General features: G+C 68.4%; 16 protein-coding genes. 8 read left to right on the top strand and 8 right to left on the bottom strand.

Annotated elements, in window-relative coordinates; all coding sequences use genetic code 11:
- Positions 1-7 precede the first annotated feature (7 nt).
- The 5 genes from AB0M24_RS37230 to AB0M24_RS37210 form a co-directional block, all read right to left on the bottom strand.
- Positions 8-2251, bottom strand: coding sequence for a BTAD domain-containing putative transcriptional regulator (locus AB0M24_RS37230; protein ID WP_363778180.1), 2244 nt, complete (start codon positions 2249-2251; stop codon positions 8-10).
- 139 nt (positions 2252-2390) lie between these two features.
- Positions 2391-3929, bottom strand: coding sequence for an NlpC/P60 family protein (locus tag AB0M24_RS37225; protein ID WP_363778179.1), 1539 nt, complete (start codon positions 3927-3929; stop codon positions 2391-2393).
- Positions 3919-4434, bottom strand: a complete 516-nt coding sequence (locus AB0M24_RS37220) for a hypothetical protein (protein ID WP_363778178.1) — start codon at positions 4432-4434, stop codon at positions 3919-3921. The genes AB0M24_RS37225 and AB0M24_RS37220 overlap by 11 nt, the downstream gene beginning before the upstream one ends.
- Before the next feature lie 59 nt (positions 4435-4493).
- On the bottom strand, positions 4494-4724 hold the full coding sequence (locus AB0M24_RS37215) for a hypothetical protein (RefSeq protein WP_363778177.1): 231 nt from the start codon (positions 4722-4724) through the stop codon (positions 4494-4496).
- Complete coding sequence (locus tag AB0M24_RS37210) at positions 4721-5461, bottom strand: SAM-dependent methyltransferase (protein WP_363778176.1); 741 nt, start codon at positions 5459-5461, stop codon at positions 4721-4723. The genes AB0M24_RS37215 and AB0M24_RS37210 overlap by 4 nt, the downstream gene beginning before the upstream one ends.
- 514 nt (positions 5462-5975) lie before the next feature.
- On the opposite strand from AB0M24_RS37210, the gene AB0M24_RS37205 reads away from it, so the two are divergent.
- The 3 genes from AB0M24_RS37205 (at position 5976) to AB0M24_RS37195 (ending at position 7512) form a co-directional block, all read left to right on the top strand.
- Positions 5976-6467: a hypothetical protein gene (locus tag AB0M24_RS37205; RefSeq protein ID WP_363778175.1), complete on the top strand. Its 492-nt coding sequence runs from the start codon at positions 5976-5978 to the stop codon at positions 6465-6467.
- Positions 6468-6585: 118 nt separating this feature from the next.
- Entirely contained in the window at positions 6586-6825 is a 240-nt protein-coding gene (locus tag AB0M24_RS37200) for a hypothetical protein (RefSeq protein ID WP_363778174.1), read from the top strand.
- Positions 6826-6888: 63 nt separating this feature from the next.
- Positions 6889-7512: a LuxR C-terminal-related transcriptional regulator gene (locus AB0M24_RS37195; RefSeq protein ID WP_363778173.1), complete on the top strand. Its 624-nt coding sequence runs from the start codon at positions 6889-6891 to the stop codon at positions 7510-7512.
- 6 nt (positions 7513-7518) lie between these two features.
- Here the strand turns inward: AB0M24_RS37195 and AB0M24_RS37190 are convergent, their stop codons facing one another.
- Positions 7519-8208 carry a response regulator transcription factor gene (locus AB0M24_RS37190; RefSeq protein WP_363778172.1) on the bottom strand — a complete coding sequence of 230 codons (690 nt, stop codon included), beginning with the start codon at positions 8206-8208 and terminating at the stop codon, positions 7519-7521.
- A gap of 162 nt (positions 8209-8370) precedes the next feature.
- Between AB0M24_RS37190 and AB0M24_RS37185 the strand changes: the two genes are divergently transcribed.
- Positions 8371-8940, top strand: coding sequence for a LuxR C-terminal-related transcriptional regulator (locus tag AB0M24_RS37185; protein WP_363778171.1), 570 nt, complete (start codon positions 8371-8373; stop codon positions 8938-8940).
- Positions 8941-8959: 19 nt separating this feature from the next.
- Here AB0M24_RS37185 and otsB read toward each other — a convergent pair whose 3' ends face one another.
- Both otsB and AB0M24_RS37175 read right to left on the bottom strand, forming a co-directional pair.
- Positions 8960-11527: a trehalose-phosphatase gene (gene otsB, locus AB0M24_RS37180; RefSeq protein ID WP_363778170.1), complete on the bottom strand. Its 2568-nt coding sequence runs from the start codon at positions 11525-11527 to the stop codon at positions 8960-8962.
- A 182-nt stretch (positions 11528-11709) separates the two neighbouring features.
- Entirely contained in the window at positions 11710-12993 is a 1284-nt protein-coding gene (locus AB0M24_RS37175) for a HAMP domain-containing sensor histidine kinase (protein WP_363778169.1), read from the bottom strand.
- Between the two features lie 126 nt (positions 12994-13119).
- Between AB0M24_RS37175 and ugpC the strand changes: the two genes are divergently transcribed.
- The 4 genes from ugpC to AB0M24_RS37155 are packed head-to-tail and all read left to right on the top strand — an operon-like array spanning position 13120 to position 17781.
- Complete coding sequence (gene ugpC / locus AB0M24_RS37170) at positions 13120-14325, top strand: sn-glycerol-3-phosphate ABC transporter ATP-binding protein UgpC (RefSeq protein ID WP_363778168.1); 1206 nt, start codon at positions 13120-13122, stop codon at positions 14323-14325.
- On the top strand, positions 14322-15599 hold the full coding sequence (locus tag AB0M24_RS37165; protein WP_363778167.1) for an ABC transporter substrate-binding protein: 1278 nt from the start codon (positions 14322-14324) through the stop codon (positions 15597-15599). Before ugpC ends, AB0M24_RS37165 begins: the two co-directional genes overlap by 4 nt.
- The gene (locus tag AB0M24_RS37160; protein WP_363778166.1) at positions 15596-16879 is read left to right on the top strand and encodes an ABC transporter permease subunit; all 1284 of its coding nucleotides are present in this window, start codon (positions 15596-15598) and stop codon (positions 16877-16879) included. Before AB0M24_RS37165 ends, AB0M24_RS37160 begins: the two co-directional genes overlap by 4 nt.
- Positions 16876-17781, top strand: coding sequence for a carbohydrate ABC transporter permease (locus tag AB0M24_RS37155; RefSeq protein ID WP_363778165.1), 906 nt, complete (start codon positions 16876-16878; stop codon positions 17779-17781). The genes AB0M24_RS37160 and AB0M24_RS37155 overlap by 4 nt, the downstream gene beginning before the upstream one ends.
- Positions 17782-17986: the final 205 nt, after the last annotated feature.

The raw sequence follows: 17986 nt of genomic DNA, 5'->3' as shown, positions 1-17986 counted from the left end.
GGAGCCCTCAACCGTTCAGCTCGCGGAGGTGGCCGAGCGCCTTGGCTTCGCCGTCGCGGTCGCCCAGTTCGACGAACAGCTTCAACGCCTGGCCGAAGTGTTCTGCTGCCGCCGCCGGCTCCCCTCGCAACTGGCACACGATCCCGATGTCGGTGTGCGCCGTCGCCTGCCCCAGCGGATCCGCTGGGCCGGCCGCGGAGAGGGCCGCGAGGTGGACGGTGAGGGCCTGGTCCAGGTATCCGCTGAGTTCCAGGAACGGGTTCAGGCGCGCGGACAGGTCGGCCACGTGGGATCTGTGCGGGCCTGTTCGGTACTGGTCGATGCAGGTCACGAGGGTGGCCAGTTCCGCGGTGAACCACGTTCGTGCGGCGTGCTCGTTGCCTATGTACGGCGCGACATGTGGAACCGTCACCACTACGGGGGCGGTGCAGGAGTTCTGGCCGGGCAGGTGGATGTTCGCTGTGTGTGCGGTGTGCCGGTAGTAGATCAGAACCTGTTCCACCGCGTGGTGCGGAGCGTCGCCGGCGGTGCCGAGGGCTCGTGCGTAGGCGCGGACGAGGCGGTGCAGTCGATACCGGCCCGCCTTGGTCTCTTCGATCAGATGACGAGTGCGCAGGGTTTCCAGCTGGCGCCGCGTCTCCTGGAACGTGTGCCCGCTGAGGGCGGCGGTGGCGAACACGTCGATGCTGGGGCCGGGATGCAGGCCGAGCAGGCGGAAGAGGTGTTGCTCGGCCGCGGGCAGGTGGCGGTAGGACATGGTGAACGCGGCCGCGATGGAGCGGTCGCCCGCGCTCAGGTGTTCTATCCGGTCGTATTCCTCCGTGAGCAGGTTCGCGAGGTAGCGGGCGTTCCACTGTGGATGGTCGCGCAGCTGGGCGCCGGCCAGCGCCAGTGCCAGGGGGAGGCGGCCGCAGCACATCACGATTTCCGCGAGGGCCTCGTCGTCGTGCTGGTCCGTCCCCGCCGACTCGCGCAACAGGTGAAGGGCCTGTTCCGCCGGCAGCACGTCCAGCGAGACCGACCGGACCCCGTCCAGCGCGGGCAGGCGGTTCCTGCTGGTGATCAGCACCAGGCTGCCCGCTGTGCCCGGGAGGAGCGTCCGGACCTGGTCGTGGTCGACGACGTCGTCCAGCACCAGCAGGATCTTCTTGCCCGCCACCCGGTTTCGCCACAGGCGTGCGCGGTCGTCCAGCCTCGGCGGAATGGTCTTCGGATCGATGCCCGTCGCCCGCAGCAGCGAGTCGAGCGCTTCGCCCGTGGACACGCGCGTGCGGCCGGGGGTGTGCCCGTGAAACTCCACGAACACGTTGCCGTCCGGGAACCGTGCGGCGAGCAGGTGGGCCGCGCGCACGGCCAGGGCTGTCTTGCCGATGCCCGCCATCCCGTCGAGCGCGCGGATGACGACGGTGGGCGAGGCGTTCACCGCTTCCGTGAGATCGCGCAGCTCGTCGTCGCGGCCGACGAAGCCGGGGATGTCGGCGCGCAGGCTGAACATGGCCGGCGCCGTCTCGTCGCTGGCCAGTGCGGCTGATCCGGAGAGAATCCCGCGGTGGAGTGCCTGCAGTGCCGGGCCGGGGTCCGCGCCCAGGCTTTCGGCCAGCAGCTTGCGCGTTCTCGCGTAGTGCGCGTGGGCGTCAGCCTGTCTTCCCGCGCGGTACAGGGCGATCATCAACTGACCGGCCACACGTTCGTCCAGCGGGTCCTCATCGGCCATTGTGGACAGATCGGTCAGCAGCTCCGCGTGCTTTCCGCACCGCAGCGCCAGATCGTGGTAGTCCACCCGGCTCGTGGCTCGCTCCCGTTCCAGCGCCGCGCGCAGTTCGGCCAGCCACGGCGTGTCCAGGCCGGCGAACGGCTCGCCTCGCCACAGCGCCATGGCCTGCTCGGCGAGGTCGAGTGCGCGTCCGTCATCGGCTTCGGCACGCGACCTCTTCATCAGGTGGCGAAACCGGTGCAGGTCGACCGCGTGTTCGTCGACGTCCAGGACGTAGGCGCCCGAACGGCTGGTGATGCTCATCGGAGCCGCCGCGAGCGCGCTGCGCAGCCGCGTCAGGAGGCTGTGCAGCGAGCTGCGCACGCGCAGTGGTGCGCGATCGGCCCAGACCCTGTCGATGAGCTGATCGGCGGACACGGTCCTGTTGGCCTCGACCAGCAACGTGGCCAGCACGCAGCGTTGTTTGGCAGGACCGATGTCGACCGGACGGCCGTCAACGCGGACCTCGACGTTGCCGAACAGACGACACTCGAACATCGGCTTCCCTCGCGCCTGGGTCTCCAGCCTTCGCGACGCGCACCTGCTGGATCAAGCGGAAACCGGCAAACTCCTCCGTTCGGCAGAGCACGGCCCTGCCGAGAACGTCGGCAGGGCCGTGCGAGGTGTGTCGGAGCGGTCAGGGTGCGATGTTTCCGCCGCCCCACGGTGAGTGCTGGTTGGCTTGCCCGTTCACGATCCACCAGTTCTGCAGCGCGCCGTCGGTGCCGCGGCCGAATGCCGTGAGCGTGGTGCCGTTGGTGAACAGGGTCGTGCAGGGGTCGTTGGTGAGCGAACCGCCATTCCAGATGGAATGCTGGTTCGCCTGGCCGTTCACGATCCACCAGTTGTGGAGCCGGTTGTCGGTGCCGCGGCCGAACACGGTCAGAACATCGCCGAAGACGGTTGCCGCCGGGCTTCCCGCGAGGGAACCGCCGCCCCAGATCGAGTGCTGGTTGGCTTGTCCGTTGACGATCCACCAGTTGTGCAGCTGGTCGTCGGTGCCGCGGCCGAACACCGTGAGCATGCCGCGGTACACGGCCGCGGTGGCGTCACCGGCGAGGCTGCCGCCGCTCCAGATCGAGTGCTGGTTGGCTTGTCCGTTGACGATCCACCAGTTGTGGAGCCGGTTGTCGGTGCCGCGGCCGAACACGGCCAGGATGCCGTTGTAGACCACGGCGGTCGGGTTCCCGGCGATGGTGCCGCCGCCCCACGGTGAGTGCCGGTTGGCCTGGCCGTCGACGAGCCACCAGTTCTGCAGCACGCCGTCGGTGCCGCGGCCGAACACCGTGAGCGCGTCGCCGAACACCGCTGCCACCGGATCGCCGGCGAGGCTGCCGCCACCCCAGACGTCGTGGTGGGACCGGGTGTCGAACCACCAGTGCTGCAACGTGTCGTCGACACCTCGGTAGAACACGTTCAACACGCCGCGGTAGACCACCGCTACGGGCTTGCCGCCGACCGAGTTCGGCCCTGTCCAGACGTCGTGCAGGTTGGCCTGGCCGTTGACCAGCCACCAGTGCTGCAACGAACCGTCGGCGCCGCGGGCGAACACGGTCAGCTGGTTGTTGAACACCACCGCCGATGACGCCGAGTAGTCGATCCCGGACACCGGCACCGCGGCCGGTGGGTCGGCGACGAGGTTGTCGTAGCGGAACGGCGTGAACGTGTTCGCGTAGGAGGCGCTGTAGGTCGTCTCGTTGGCGGGAACGCCGTCGGGACCGGACTCCTGCCGGACGACGGGCCTCGTGTGGGCGTCGTCGCCCCACCGGACGAAGATCGCCGCGTGCTGGACCGCGCTGTCCCGGCGCCACAGCATGTCGCCCGGTTGCAGGTCGGAGCGGGCGATCTCGGTGGCGACGTCGCGGAGGGTCGACGTGTCGCGCGAGATGCGCAGGCCCCAGGCCATCGAGACCATGCCCGAACAGTCGGTCCGGTAGTCGCCGTACTGGTTGTCGTGGCACCGGGACTGGCTGTAGGGCACCCGTTCGTCGATCCAGGATCTGGCTCGCTGCAGGATCTGGGTCCGCGTCAGGCTCTGGTCGGCGGGGTAGGTCGCGCAGTTGAACTGGATCCCCACGTCGTCGCGCGTGGGTGCTGCGGCCGCCTGGCCGGTCCAGAGGGCGCCGCACGCGACCAAGGCCAGCGCCAGGAATCTCACTGCGCGCTCAGCAGACATGGATCGCGATCGCAGCGTCGTTGGCCGGATCACCGACGTAGCTGACCTTGCTGGGAGCCAGGTTGCTCTGCAGGTTCGGGCCGAACGGACCGATCAGCCACGACTCGGTGTTGACGGTTTGGTTGTTGTGCCACGACGACGTGAGGAAGCCGATCGAGGCGGTCCCGCACTTGGTGAACGTCAAGCGTCTCCCGTTGAACTGGCTGTCCTCGTAGACGCACACCGACCTGAACGGGCAGTCGGGTGCCAGTGCCTTCGTCTGTCCGGGGATCGGCAGGGTCAGCACGACGTCCACCGTGCCGTCCTGCCACGCCAGCTCGTTGACGCTCGTGCGCCGGGCGGCCGGGTGTTGCTTCAGCTGGTCCGCGATCTGCGTGTCCAGTTCCGCTCGCAGGGCGTCGGCCAGATCGGCAGGGCCTGCCGTCGCCGACGTGGCGCTGGAGAGCATGGCCACCGCGAGTGCGGCGACGAACGACGCTGATACGAGGCGAGTGCGTTTCTTCATGTCCGAAACGCTGCTCGGCCGGAGAGGGCGAATTCTTGGTTTGCGCTTGAATCGGCTGGTCAGGGGTTGATGTGGAAGTTCGGGACTTCGGCTGTCTCCAGGCACTGGTTGAGCAGGTCGGTGTGGAAGCGCGTGGCTTCGTCGTCCCCGCGTTCCAGCGACTTCATCAGCTCGGTCGCGGTCGCGGCTGCCACGAGCATGTCGAACGTCTGCTCGGCGGCGCGGAGGTTGCCCTGGGCGGCGAGGGTGGTGTGGAGGTCGCGCAGCAGGTCTTCCAGTTGGGCGCTCATGGTTTGACGCCCAGGCCGGCGAGCAGTGCGGTGTCCGGTTGCGACAGTGTTGTCAGGCCTGGGGTTACGAGGTCGAAGCCGGTGAACATCTTGGCCACCTTGCGTCTTCTGCGCGGGTGCAGGGAGTTGCCCGGGCCGGCGATCAGGTTTGTGGCTGCGGGGGTCAGGCGGTCGGCGAACCACGGGGTCAGGTGGGTCAGAGCCAGGGCGCTGCCCGGGGCCAGGGTTTTGGCGTAGGACGGGAGGAACGTCAGGGCTCTGGCCGTGTCCGGGAGGAGGTGGGGGAGGCCGATCGCGAGGAGGCCGATCGGTTTGTGGAGTTCGAGGGTTCCGGCGGTGATGAGAGGGACGAGGACCTCGTTGAGGTGGGTGGCGTCGGCTTGGAGGAAGTGGTTGCGGCACAGGAGTCGGCCGTGTGCCACGACTGCCGGGTCGGTGTCGACGTGCACGACGGTCGCTTCTGGAGAGAGGGTGGTCAACGCGTTGGTTGGCAGGCCTGAGCCCAGGTCCAGGAACTGGCGGATGCCTTGGGACAGCATGAAGTGGGCGGACCGGGTCAGGAAGGCTTGTTCGGCCTGGAGGATGTGGCGGACCACTGTGGACGCTTCCGGGGTGGCGTCGGCGTAGTGGCGGTCGAAGGAGAAGTTGTGGGGGCCGCCGCGGAGGTGGTCGTGGACTCGGGCGATGCAGACCAGGGTGGTGTCCTGGTGGTCTGTGGCGGGGTCCGATGCCTGCATTGGGTCCTCCGGGCGATTGCATGGGTGTGATCGAACGTACGGATGGCGGTACCGGGAAGGGCTGGGAACGCGCGAGGCGTGCCCGTGGGGTCCTTGGGTGTTGCACGGCTGGGCATCTAGATGGTTGATTCCAAGGTGCCGCCACCCCGCCCTGTTGCTTGTGGCGTCTGCAAGTACTGCCAACTCAAGATCATCCAGCACTTTTCCACTACCAACTGGTCGCCCGTCGGCGCGGGCATCGTCGGCCGCCGGGTTGTCTCCCGTGCTCTGGCCGGCCATCTGCCCGTGAGTTGGTAGTGGCAAAGCGCCTGTTGATCTTGAGTTGGTAGTACTTGCACACGCCATGACCAGCAGGGAGGGGTTCCCGGGGCGCGTCGACTCCTTGGAATCAACCATCTAGTGGCGGATCGGTTGGTGTTTGGGGCCCTTTTGGACATGGCTGTGCCGGGGAGGTTCTGGCGCCGGGGTTCTGGTGCTGCACTGGGGGTTTCTGCGAGCGTGAAGGAGTCCGCCGATGCAACCGGAGCAGTCACCCGCGGTGGAGCGGGCCGCGGCCTGGTATCGCGAAGTTCATTTCTGGCCTGTGCTGGTGACGAGGGACGGCGTGTGTCTGCCGTTGGGGCGTGGGGTGGTGGCGTTCGACGTACCCGCGGACAGGGCCACGAGGGTGCAGGAAGTGTTGGAAGGAAACGACATCGTGACGGCCGCGCTGTTGGTCGAGGAGGGGGAGCCTCGGGTCCAGTTCCTGGCTGAGGCCGACGACGCGGTGTTCGGGCAGTTCCAGATGCCGCCGGACGTGCGGTATCTGAGCGTGCCGGTGGTGTTGCGGTTGCCGTTGGTCAACGTGGTGAGCGACCGGAGCTGGTTCCGGGCGCCGGATGCCGGTCGCAGGTGGTTTCCGCGGGCCGCGGCGGTGTTGCAGGCGATCGTGGCTGCCACGCCGCGTGCGTTGAGGGGCCGGGGTGAGGTGCGGTTGCCGAAGCGTGAGCGCGTTCTCATCGGGTGAGGCAGGTTCGTGGGGGCCTCGGTTGTGCGTCCATCAGGGCAGAAACGCGGTCCTGGGCTGGTCAAGCCGTGGCCGGTTCGTCATGGTCTTGACCAATTCTGCTGAAAGGACGGCTGCGATGGCGGTTCCGGAACCACGGTCGGTCGAGGACGCTTTGTTGCTCGAGGCGCACCGCGAGTTCGTGCGCCGGCATGAGTACGAACGTGCGGAAGAGGTCGTGGACCTGTTGGCGTCCGTGGTGGCGGTCGAGGAGCTGGCCGCGGCGGTGGATCGCGGGGACTCGCAGGCGATGGCGTTCCACGCGGGGCTGGTGTTGCGGAGCCTGGAGAGTTACCCGGCAGTCGTGAATTTCTTTTAAGGAGGTGTTAAGAGAGGGTCCCTCATCATTGCGCTCGACGCTGAATGGCAAGGAGGCCGTCGAGTGGATGCGACACCGGTTGCTGTGCACGCCCACACTCCGATCCTGCGGGCCGGAGTGATGGCGCTGCTGCGTGGACAGCCAGCTGTCGAACCGGTTCCGGTGGAACGGTGGCAGGACGCGGATGTTCTCGTGGTGGCGCACGATCACCTGAGGATCGCGGATCTGCGAGGGCTGCGGGAGAAACTGCCCGAGTTCACCAAGCCGATCATCCTGGTGGTGCAGGACCTGCGCGAGTCGCAGTTGCTGGGCGCGGTCGAATGGGGCGTGCGGGCCGTGGTGCCCATGGCGCAGGCGACCGGGGAACGGCTGATCAACACCATCCTGGCCGTGGCCGCCGGCGCGGGGGAGATTCCGGCGAAGCTGATCGGGCCGCTGCTGGAGCAGGTGCACACGTTGCACGACAAGGTGTTGCGGCCCAACGGGTTGACCAGCTCCGGTCTCACGCCGCGCGAGATCAACGTGCTGACGTTGCTGGCGGACGGCAAGGACACGGCTGAGGTCGCGGAAGCGCTCTGGTACTCCGAGCGCACGGTGAAGAACATCATCCAGGGGATGATCAGCCGGCTGAACCTGCGCAACCGCGCGCATGCCGTCGCTTACGCGGCACGGGCCGGCGTGATCTGAAACAGGTCAGGTCGTCACGACGAGTTTGACGCCGACGCCGCGAACCGTGTGCAGGTAACGGGGATTCGCGGCGGTCTCGCCCAGCTTGCGGCGCAACCACGACAGGTGCACGTCGATCGTCTGGTCGCTGGCCTTCTCGGACGCGGCCCATACCTGGTCGCACAGTTCCCGGCGGGTCACGACGCGGTTCGGGCGCTCGGCGAGGTAGACGAGCAGGTCGAACTCGCGGCGGGTCAGGGCGAGGTGCTGGCCGTGGAACGACGCGCTGCGCTGGAGCAGGTCGATGTGCAGGCCCCCGGCGGCGACCACGCGTTGTTCTTCCGCGGCGGCGGTGGTGTTGGTGCGGCGCAACAACGCGCGCATGCGGGCGACGAGGTGGTCGGCGGAGAACGGTTTGACCACGTAGTCGTCGGCGCCGGCTTCGAGCAGCTGCACGATGGAGGTCTCGCCGCGGCGGGCGGTCACGACGATCACCGGGACCGAGCTGATGCCGCGGATCATGCGCAGCGCAGCGGCACCGTCCAGGTCCGGGAGGCCGAGGTCCAGCAGCACGATGTCGACTGGGCCGGCGGCGGTCTCGCGCAGCCCTTCGGCGGCGGTCGCGACTGCCACGACGGAGAACTGGCGTTCGGTCAACGCGCTGCGCAAAGCAGCCCTGATGCTCTCGTCATCTTCGACGAGCAGAACGGAGTGCATGCGACCTCGAGTGCGTGCGGAGTGAACAGGGGCCGTGGCGAGATACTGCCTCCCGTTCCGGCGCGGGAGACGTCCCGAAGGCGTTTGCGGGCTGGAAGGGCACGGATTGATATCCGCTGAGTCATCGATGCGAGTGCCCATGGGCCGAAAGGTGGAATCCGAGTGATCCGGGTGCGGTTGCCGGAGGCTGAGCCGGTCGTCATCGCGGGGGTGTCGGACTGGCTGACCTCTCATCCCGGCATCACCATTGCCGAAGATTCCTCCGCGGACGTGGTCGTGGCGGTGGAAGGCCTGGTGGACGGGATCTTTTTCGATTCACTCGGAGAAACGGCGCGGCGAATCGGCGCGGTCGTCGTGCTGGCACTCGACAACATGCCCGACGACGCCCTCGACGCGGCGGCGCGAGCCGGGGTGGTGAGTGTGCTGCCGCGGGCGACGATGGACCGCGACCGGTTGGTCAGCGCGGTGATCGAAGCCCCGCGGCTGGTGGAGGACCTCGGAGAGGCGCTGGACGAGGTGCGCGCGACCGTCCATCCACTGGCGGTCCTGGACAAGCGGGACGTCGAGCTGCTGAGCCTCGTCGCGGACGGCTGGGACTCCCGTGAGATCGCCGCGAAGGTGTCGCTGTCGCACCGGACCGTCGTCAACCGCGTCCAGGCCGTGGTGCGGAAGTGCGGCGCGCGCAACCGGGTCGAAGCGGTCGCTCAGGTCGCACGCGCCGGGCTGGTGTGACCCAGCCCGGCGCGGAACCTCACCGCGAGAGCAGCTGAGCGCAGCGGATCAGGCCCAGGTGCGAGTACGCCTGCGGGTGGTTGCCCAGCGAGCGTTCGCTGATCGGGTCGTACTCCTCGGGCAACAGACCGGTAGGCCCTGCTGCGGCGACGATCTGTCCGAACAGCTCTTCGGCTTCGGTGCGACGACCGGTCAGCAGGTAGGCCTCGATCATCCACGCCGCGCACAGGTGGAAGCCGCCTTCGTCACCGGGCAGGCCGTCGTCTCGGCGGTACCGGTAGACGGTCGAGCCGGAACGCAACGACGCTTCGACCGCGGTGACCGTGGCCTGGAAGCGATCATCCGTCGGGTCGATGAGCCCGGACAGGCCGACGAACAACGAAGCCGCGTCCAGGTCGTCGCCGTCGTAGGCCGTGGTGAACGACTGGACGTCGTCGTTCCAGCCGTATTTCAGAACATCCGTGGAGATCGCGTCCCGCAGGAAGACCCACGACGGATCCAACGCGCGGCCGAACCGCTCGCCGAGCTTGATCGCGCGGTCGATCGTCAGCCAGCACATGACCTTCGAGTACACGTGGTGGCGCGGCGCGTGCCGTTCCTCCCAGATGCCGTGATCCGGTTCGTGCCAACGCCTCGACACGGCCTCGGCCATCGCCCGCACCATCGCCCAGTCCTCATCGGACAACGACCCGCGCGCCGAAGCCAAGGCGACCACGAGATCGACGACAGGACCGAACACGTCGAGCTGCACCTGCTGGTTCGCGAGGTTGCCGACCCGTACCGGACGCGAACCCGCATAACCCGGCAACGTGTCGATCACGGCCTCGGCACCGAGCTGCGTGCCGTGCAACGTGTACAGGGGATGCAGCCGCTCCGGCCCCGGCACCGTCGCCAGAACCCCGTGCAGCCACACCAAGAAACCCTCCGCCTCGGTGAACGACCCCAGCGACACCAAAGCTGCAGCGGTCATCGCGGCGTCACGCAGCCAGCAGTACCGGTAGTCCCAGTTCCGAACCCCGCCCAGCTCCTCCGGCAACGACGTCGTGGCCGCCGCCATGATCGAACCGGACGGCACGTGCACCAGCCCGCGCAACGTCAACGCCGACCGCAGCACCAGATCCGGCTCGACGGCGGGCAACGTCAGCCCGTCCGCCCACGACGACCAGTAGATCGCCGCACGACGGTGCCGCGCCGGTTCGTCCGCACCGGCAGCGGACAGGTTGTCGGTGCCGCACCGCAGTTCCAGCACCACCGGGGCGTCCTCGCGAAGCTTCACCACGGCCAGCGCGGTCTCGTGCACCCCGTCGGACGTGATCACCCAGTCGACCTCCGGCGACCTCAGCACCATCGGGTCCGAGGTGCCGACCACGCGCAGGCCTTCGGGCTCGCGCACCAACCGCACCGGTACCTGACCGAACTCCGGCCGCGGCGCGAACGTGATCACCGCGTCCGTCGAACCGGAGATCCGCCGCACCAGATCCGTGCGGTGCGATTCGAGGTCGTGCTCCAGGTAGTCCGTGACGAGCAACCGCGACCACCGCGTCTCCACGATCATCGTGCCCGGCAGATACCGCTGCCCCAACGGCAACGACCCGTGCTCCGGCCTGATCGAGAAGTGTCCTGCGGCAGGGCCACCCAGCAGATCCGCGAAGATCGCCGCCGAGTCCGGCTCGGGGTGGCACAGCCAGTTGACCTTGGCATCCGGCGTCACCAACGCCACCGAACGTTCGTTCGCCAGCATCGTCAACCGCTCGATCGGCACCACCTGATCGCCGTGCAGCCACGCCCGTCGCTCCTCCAGCAGGAACGCCAGCACCGCCGCGACCGCGCCGGGATCGTCCACCCGGAACTCCGCCAGCGACTCGCCACCACCGACGTTGATGCCGACGTCGGGACCGGATAAGCGCGCGAACGCCTTCTCGTCCGTCACGTCGTCACCCAGGAAGATCGCCGCCGTGGCACCGGCCTGATGCCGCAGCACGTCCAAGGCCCGACCCTTGTCGGTGTCCACAACGGACAGTTCGACGACCGCTTTGCCGTACGTGACCTGAAGGCCCGACGCGGCGCAAGGACCCGTCCGCAACACCTTGAGCAACCGCTGTGCCACCGACTCCGCGCAGCCGCGGTAGTGCACCGCGATGGCCGCCGGCTTCAGTTCGAGCAACGCCCCCGGCGTCACCCTGACCAGCGCTTCGAGCTCGCGGTGCAGGTCGGCGAGCGTCTCACGGGCGCGTGCGGGCAGCACGTTGACGAACCCGACGTCGAACTCCGAACCGTGTGACCCCACGAGGTGCACCTCGCCCGGCAACCGGGACAGCGTGGCCAGATCGCGCAGCGCACGCCCGGAGATCACCGCGCAGGTCGTCTCGTGCAGACCGGCGAGCGAGCGCAGCGCGGCGACCGAACGCTGGTCCGGGAAGGCCTCGTCGGGTACCGGGGCGATCGGCGCCAGCGTGCCGTCGTAGTCGCTCGCGACCAGCAGATGTGGCGTCCTCGCCAGGTTCGTCAGCGATTTCCGGAGCTCGGCGGGCAATGCCTGCACCGCCGTCGCGCCGGTGTCGTGAAATTTGTTTGCAAGCGCCGTCACGTTATCCTCCGCCTGGCCGAGATCACCGTGCAGGCAAGCACAACGAACTCCTTTCCGGTAACCCGGATGCCCGCCGGAGCACCTTTGTCTGCCCGAGCGCTCCACTTTCACCGCGGAGCCTGGTGACTCGGTGGAGGCAGTCTTAAGTTGACTTCTGGGAATCCTCCGCAGCGAATTGCGCGTCAGCGGGTGGAGTGCCAGAGCCGCCACGCGCGCGGAGCGGCCGACCCGGTCGTCCTGCCCGCCTCGCCGAACCGCATCCTGATCCGCGCGCCACCCAGCCTGCCGCGTTCCACGTGCAGCGACCCGCCGGTGGACTCCGCGGCGGCACGCGCGATGGCGAGTCCCAGGCCGGTCGAACTGCCGCCGCTGTGCCCGCGCAGCACCGCCTCGTCCGGTTCGGACACCCCTCGGCCGCCGTCCTCGACCACCAGCGTGACCCAGCCCGCGTGCGCGACGACCTCGACCGCGATCGGCGATCCCTCCGGCGTGTGCCGGAAAACGTTGTCCAGCACGGTGTCCACGGCCGCGGCGAGCACGTCCGCCGCCAGTCCGACCGGCAGCGGGGGATCTGGAACGTCCACTTCGCACCACCTGCCCTGGTCTTCCGCGCGCACCGACCAGAACTCCATGCGCGCCCGCACCACCGCCGTCAGGTCGCACTCGGCGGGACGCAGCGGGCCGACCGGTCGCAGCGACTCGATGATCAGGTCCACGTCGCGGTTCAGCGCGCGCACCGCGCCGCGGATCCGGTTCGCGACCACGCTGTCGTCGAGCACGTCGATGTCCAGGCGCAGCGCGGTCAACGGCGTGCGCAGCCGGTGCGACACGTCCGCGATCATCTCGCGTTCGCCTGCCAGCAACCGATCCGTGCGATCGGCGACCTCGTTCACGGCCGCGGCGAGATCGGCGAGCTCGGCCGGACCGGTCGCGCGCACTCGCGTGCCACCGGCTCGTGCGGCGTCGGCGAGAGTCCGCATGTCCCGCAGCAGAGGCCGGAAACGCCTGCCTCCCAACCACACCGCGGCCGCACTCCCGAGCACGGCGATCACCACCAGCAGCCCGATCTCGCCCGCGGTCTCCACGTCGACCACTGCGGCGGGCTCGGTCAGCTCGACGACCGCGCGTCCCGGCAGCACCCGCCACGACGACGGTGCCGGTGCGCCCGCCGCCACCGCCGCGACTTCGGCGTGGGTGGCCCGGCCGGAGCCGATGATGTCGCCGAGCACGAGATGAACGGCGATCCTGCCGTCCGCACCGGCCGCCGTGCGGGCCACGGCGGCGCGCAGGTCGTCGCGGTCCGTCGTCACAGCCACCACCGCGGCGATGGCGGCGACGTCCTGCCGGTCCGCGGCTTCGGCGACGCGGACGTTGTCCCACAACAGGAGCGCGGACCCGGCGCACACGAGCACCAGAGCGACGAGACCGGTCGCCAAGATCAACGACCTGGTCATCTCCCGTTTCATGAACGGAGGGTAGAACCTCGCGCGACCCCGTGCCGAGAACGGGGTGGGAACCGTGTTCCGCGTTTAAGGGGCAGTTAAGGAAGCCCGCACTACCTTCCTCGCACCGAACGAGAGCGAGGAGCAGGAGTGGCTGAGGTAGTCCTCACCGGGCTCGGCAAGGCGTACGCGGACGGCACCCGAGCGGTGGAAGACCTGAACCTCGACATCCGCGACGGCGAGTTCCTGGTGCTGGTGGGCCCGTCCGGCTGCGGGAAGACCACGGCGCTGCGGATGATCGCGGGGCTGGAGAACATCAGCGAGGGCAGCATCCGGATCGGCGAGCGGGTCGTCAACGACGTGCCGTCGCGCGACCGGGACGTGGCGATGGTCTTCCAGTCCTACGCCCTGTACCCGCATCTGAACGTCTACGACAACATCGCGTTCGGCCTGACGCTGCGCAAGCTGCCGAAGCAGAGGATCGACGAGCGGGTGCGCGAGGTCGCGGAGGCGCTGGAGCTCGCCGAGCACCTCGACCGCAAGCCGCGCAACCTCTCCGGCGGCCAGCGGCAGCGCGTCGCGATGGGCCGCGCGATCGTCCGCGCCCCGCAGGTGTTCCTGATGGACGAACCACTGTCCAACCTGGACGCCAAGCTGCGGGTGCAGATGCGCGCGCAGATTGCTCGCGTGCAGCGCGATCTTGGTGTGACGACCGTGTACGTGACGCACGACCAGACCGAGGCGATGACCCTCGGCGACCGCGTGGCCGTGATGAAACGCGGTGTGCTGCAACAGGTCGGACCGCCCCAGGAGCTCTACGACCGCCCGGCGAACCTGTTCGTCGCGGGGTTCATCGGCTCACCGGGCATGAACCAGGTGCTCGGGCGGCTGCACCAGGTCGACGGCCGGTACTGGGTGTCGCTGAGCTCCGACACGTTGCTGCTGCCGGACTCCGTGCTGCACGCACGCCCGGCGCTGAAGGACTACGAGGGCCAGGAGGTCGTCGTCGGCATCCGGCCGGAGGACATGGAGGACGCCTCGCTCGCCGACGCGCGTGAAGGCCAGCTCCTGCACTCCGTGGCGGACCTCGTCGAGGCGATGGGGTCGGACGTGCTCGTGCACCTCCCGATCGACGCGCCACCGGCCAACACCGAGGACACCCGGCTGCTGGCGGAGGACGCCGGCACCGCGGACCTCGCGCCTTCCAAGGGAACCGTCCTCGTCGGACGGTTCTCGCCGCGCACCAACGTCTACGAGGGGCAGCAGGTCGCCGCCTGGGTCGACACCTCGCGCCTCCACTTCTTCGACCCGGTCACCGGGTCTTCCATCTGGACCACGTCAGGAGAACAGCGATGAGAGCCCTCGGCATCACAGCGATCGCCACAGCACTGGTGCTGGCGGGGTGCACCGGCGGCACGGCGACCCCGAGCGGGCAGTCCGTCGAGGTGGTCGGCACCTGGTCCGGCGACGAGCAGGCGCGGTTCGAACGCGTGCTCGACAAGTTCGAGAAGAAGTCCGGCATCGACGTGACCTACACGGCGGCCGGTGACGAGCTGCCGACCGTGCTGGAGACCCGGCTGCAGGGCGGAACCGCGCCGAACGTCGCGCTGGTCGCCCAGCCCGGTCTCGTCGCGCGGTACGCCACCGACGGCAAGCTGAAGCCTGTGGCGGCTGGCGTTTCCGCTGCTGTCGACCAGAACTACGCCGGTGTGTGGAAGCAGCTCGGCAGCGTCAAGGGTCAGCTCTACGGCGTGTACTTCAAGGCCGCCAACAAGTCCACGGTCTGGTACAGCAACAACGCGTTGGCGCTGGCCGGTGTCGGCGTGCCGAAGACCTGGGACGACTTCGTGAAGGCGGCGCGGACTTTGTCGGACGGCGGCATGCCCGCCGTGTCGGTCGCGGGTGCGGACGGCTGGACGCTCACCGACTGGTTCGAGAACGTCTACCTGCGCACCGCGGGCCCGCAGAACTACGACAAGCTCAGCAAGCACGAGATCCCGTGGACCGATCCTTCCGTGAAGACCGCGTTGCAGACGCTGGCAGGGCTCTTCGGGTCGCCGCAGCTCATCGAGGGTGGAGCGGCCGGGGCGTTGCAGACGGAGTTCCCCAAGTCGGTGACGAACGTGTTCGGCAACCCGCAGAAGGCCGCGATGGTGTTCGAGGGCGACTTCGTCTCGGGTGTCATCACCGCGAGCACGTCCGCGAAGGTGGGCGCCGACGCCAGGTTCTTCCCGTTCCCGTCGGTGTCGGGCAGCGGGCCGGCGGTTGTCGCCGGTGGGGACATGGCCGTGCAGTTCAAGGACGACGAGAACACCGCGAAGCTCATGGAGTACCTGGCGTCCGCTGAGGCCGCCGCGGTGTGGGCGGAGCAGGGTGGCTTCTTGTCTCCCAACAAGAACGTGCCGGCGGACACCTACCCCGACGACGTCACCCGTGAGCTCGCCCAGCAGCTCGTGCAGGCAGGCGACAACGTGCGCTTCGACATGTCCGACCTCGCTCCCGCCGCGTTCGGTGGCACGAAGGGCGCGGGGGAGTGGAAGGCGCTGCAGGACTTCCTGGCCGATCCCGGTGCCGTCGACGCGACGATGCAGCGGCTCGAGGCCGAGGCGGCGAAGGCGTTCGCCGCATGACGGATCGGATTCCCGGCCGGTCCCCGAGGCAGGCGATCCCGTTCCTGCTGCCGGGACTGCTGGTGCTGGGCGCGCTCGTCGTGTACCCGCTGCTGTACTCGGTGGTGCGCAGCTTCTTCGACCGGTCCGGCTCGTTCGTCGGGCTCGGGAACTACGTGGACCTCTTCACCGACGCGCGCACGCTGACCGCGTTCAAGAACAACGTCATCTGGGTCGTGGTGGCACCGGCAGCGGTCACCGGACTCGGGCTGATCCTCGCGGTGCTCACCGAACGGATCCGCTGGGCCGCCGCGTTCCGGTTGGTGCTCTTCATGCCGATGGCGATCTCGCTGTTCGCGTCCGGCATCATCTTCCGGCTGGTGTACGAGGAAGATCCGAACCAGGGCGTCGTCAACGCCGTCGCGGTCGGTGTCCACGACGTGTTCGCGTCGCCGTCGGCGTTCCCCGGCGCACGGCCTCGTGACGGCGCTCCCATCGTCGCGACACCGGATGGTTACGCCACGACGTCTTCGTTCCGGCCCGGTGACCTGGTGACCGTTCCGATGGTGGGGTTCGCACCGCGCCAGCTGCCCGACACCGCTGCCGCCGCCGAGTTGCCGGCTCGCGACATGGACGAGCTGCGCGGCGCGGTGTGGCTGGACGTGTCCGCTGGTGGGCTCGCGGCGAAGACGGACTCGGGCGAACGCGGACTGCCGGGGGTCATCGTCGAGGCGGTGGCGGACGGTGTCGTCGTCGCTCGCACGACCACCGGGTCGAACGGCGTGTTCACGTTCCCGGACCTCGCCAACCGCGACTACGCGCTTCGGTTGCCTGTTTCGAACTTCGCGCTGCCGTTCCGCGGGCTCACCTGGCTCGGGCCGTCGCTGATCACGCCGGTGATCATCTCGTCCTGGATTTGGATCATGACCGGGTTCGCGATCACGTTCATCGCCGCCGGGTTGTCCGCGATCCCGCGTGATGCGCTGGAAGCGGCACGAGTCGACGGCGCGACCGAGTGGCAGGTGTTCCGGCGGGTGACCGTGCCGCTGCTGATGCCGGTGCTGCTGGTCGTGTTCGTGACGCTGGTGATCAACGTGCTGAAGATCTTCGAGCTCGTGTTCGTCATCGCGCCAGGCTCGGTGCAGGAGGAGGCGAACGTGCTGGCGCTGCAGATGTGGCAGGTCTCGTTCGGCTCCGGCGGTGACCAGGGAGCGGGCAGCGCACTGGCCGTGGTGCTGTTCCTGCTCGTGGCGCCCGCGATGCTGTTCAACATCCGCCGATTCCGACGGGAGCAGACGTGACTGTGCTGGACGAGCCTCGCGTGGTGTCTTTGAGTGTCTCCGGGGCGCCGCGCCGGGGTGTGCTGTCGCGTGCGGTGTCCTCGCTGGGCAACGGATTTGTGCAGGTGCTGCTCGCGTTGATCGCGGTGTTCTGGCTGATGCCGGTGTTCGGTCTGTTCGTCGCGTCGTTGCGCAGCGAGCGGGCGAACACCGCCGGGGGCTGGTGGACGGTTTTCGTTCAGCCTGCCTCGTTGACGCTGGACAACTACGTCGACCTTGTGGGCAACGCTTCTGTGCTCCAGTCGTTCCTCAACACTGTGTACATCGCGGTGCCGTCGACGGTTCTGGTGGTGGTGCTGGCGGCGCTCGCGGCGTACGGGTTGGCGTGGATCGAGTTCCGCGGCCGGATCTGGCTGACGGTTCTCGTGGTCGGGCTGCTGGTGATGCCGGTGCAGGTCGCGCTGATCCCGGTGGCGAAGCTGTTCGGTGCTCTGGGGTTGTTCGGGACGATCGTCGGGGTCGTGGCGTTCCACGTCGCGTTCGGGCTGCCGTTCGCGATCTTCTTGCTGCGCAACTTCTTCGTGGGGATTCCGCGCGATCTGGTGGAGGCCGCGCGGATGGACGGCGCGACCGAGTGGGTGATCTTCCGGCGGGTCGTGCTGCCGGTCGCGAAGCCTGCTTTGGCGTCGCTGGCGATCTTTCAGTTTTTGTGGGTGTGGAACGACCTGTTGGTGGCGTTGGTGTTCGCTGACCAGGACTCGGCGCCGATCACTTTGGCGTTGCGCGGGCAGCTTCGGCAGTTCGGTACCAACATCGACCTGCTGGCCAGTGGGGCGTTCCTGTCGATGGTGGTGCCGCTTGCGGTGTTCCTGGCGTTTCAGCGGTACTTCGTGCAGGGAGTGCTCGCAGGGTCGACCAAGTAGTGGTCGGCTTGGGTTGTGCGGGTCGGCTTAGGGCGGCTGGTGGCGGTTCCAGCGGGGTTGGTCGCGTTGGGTGGTTGGGTCGCCTTGCGTTGGTGGGCGCGTGGGTCAAAGACATGACGGGCTTTGGTTTCGTCATCGCCGCTGGCGCGTCGATTGCGATTGGGGCTTGACTTCGGGTCCCTTGCGAGGCGCTTGTTCGGGCGGA

The organism is Lentzea sp. NPDC051838 (assembly GCF_040681245.1).
In the GTDB taxonomy this organism is placed as follows: domain Bacteria; phylum Actinomycetota; class Actinomycetes; order Mycobacteriales; family Pseudonocardiaceae; genus Lentzea.
The sequence above is the reverse complement of the archived record's forward strand: the minus strand, read 5'-3'. Positions and strand labels throughout refer to the sequence as shown.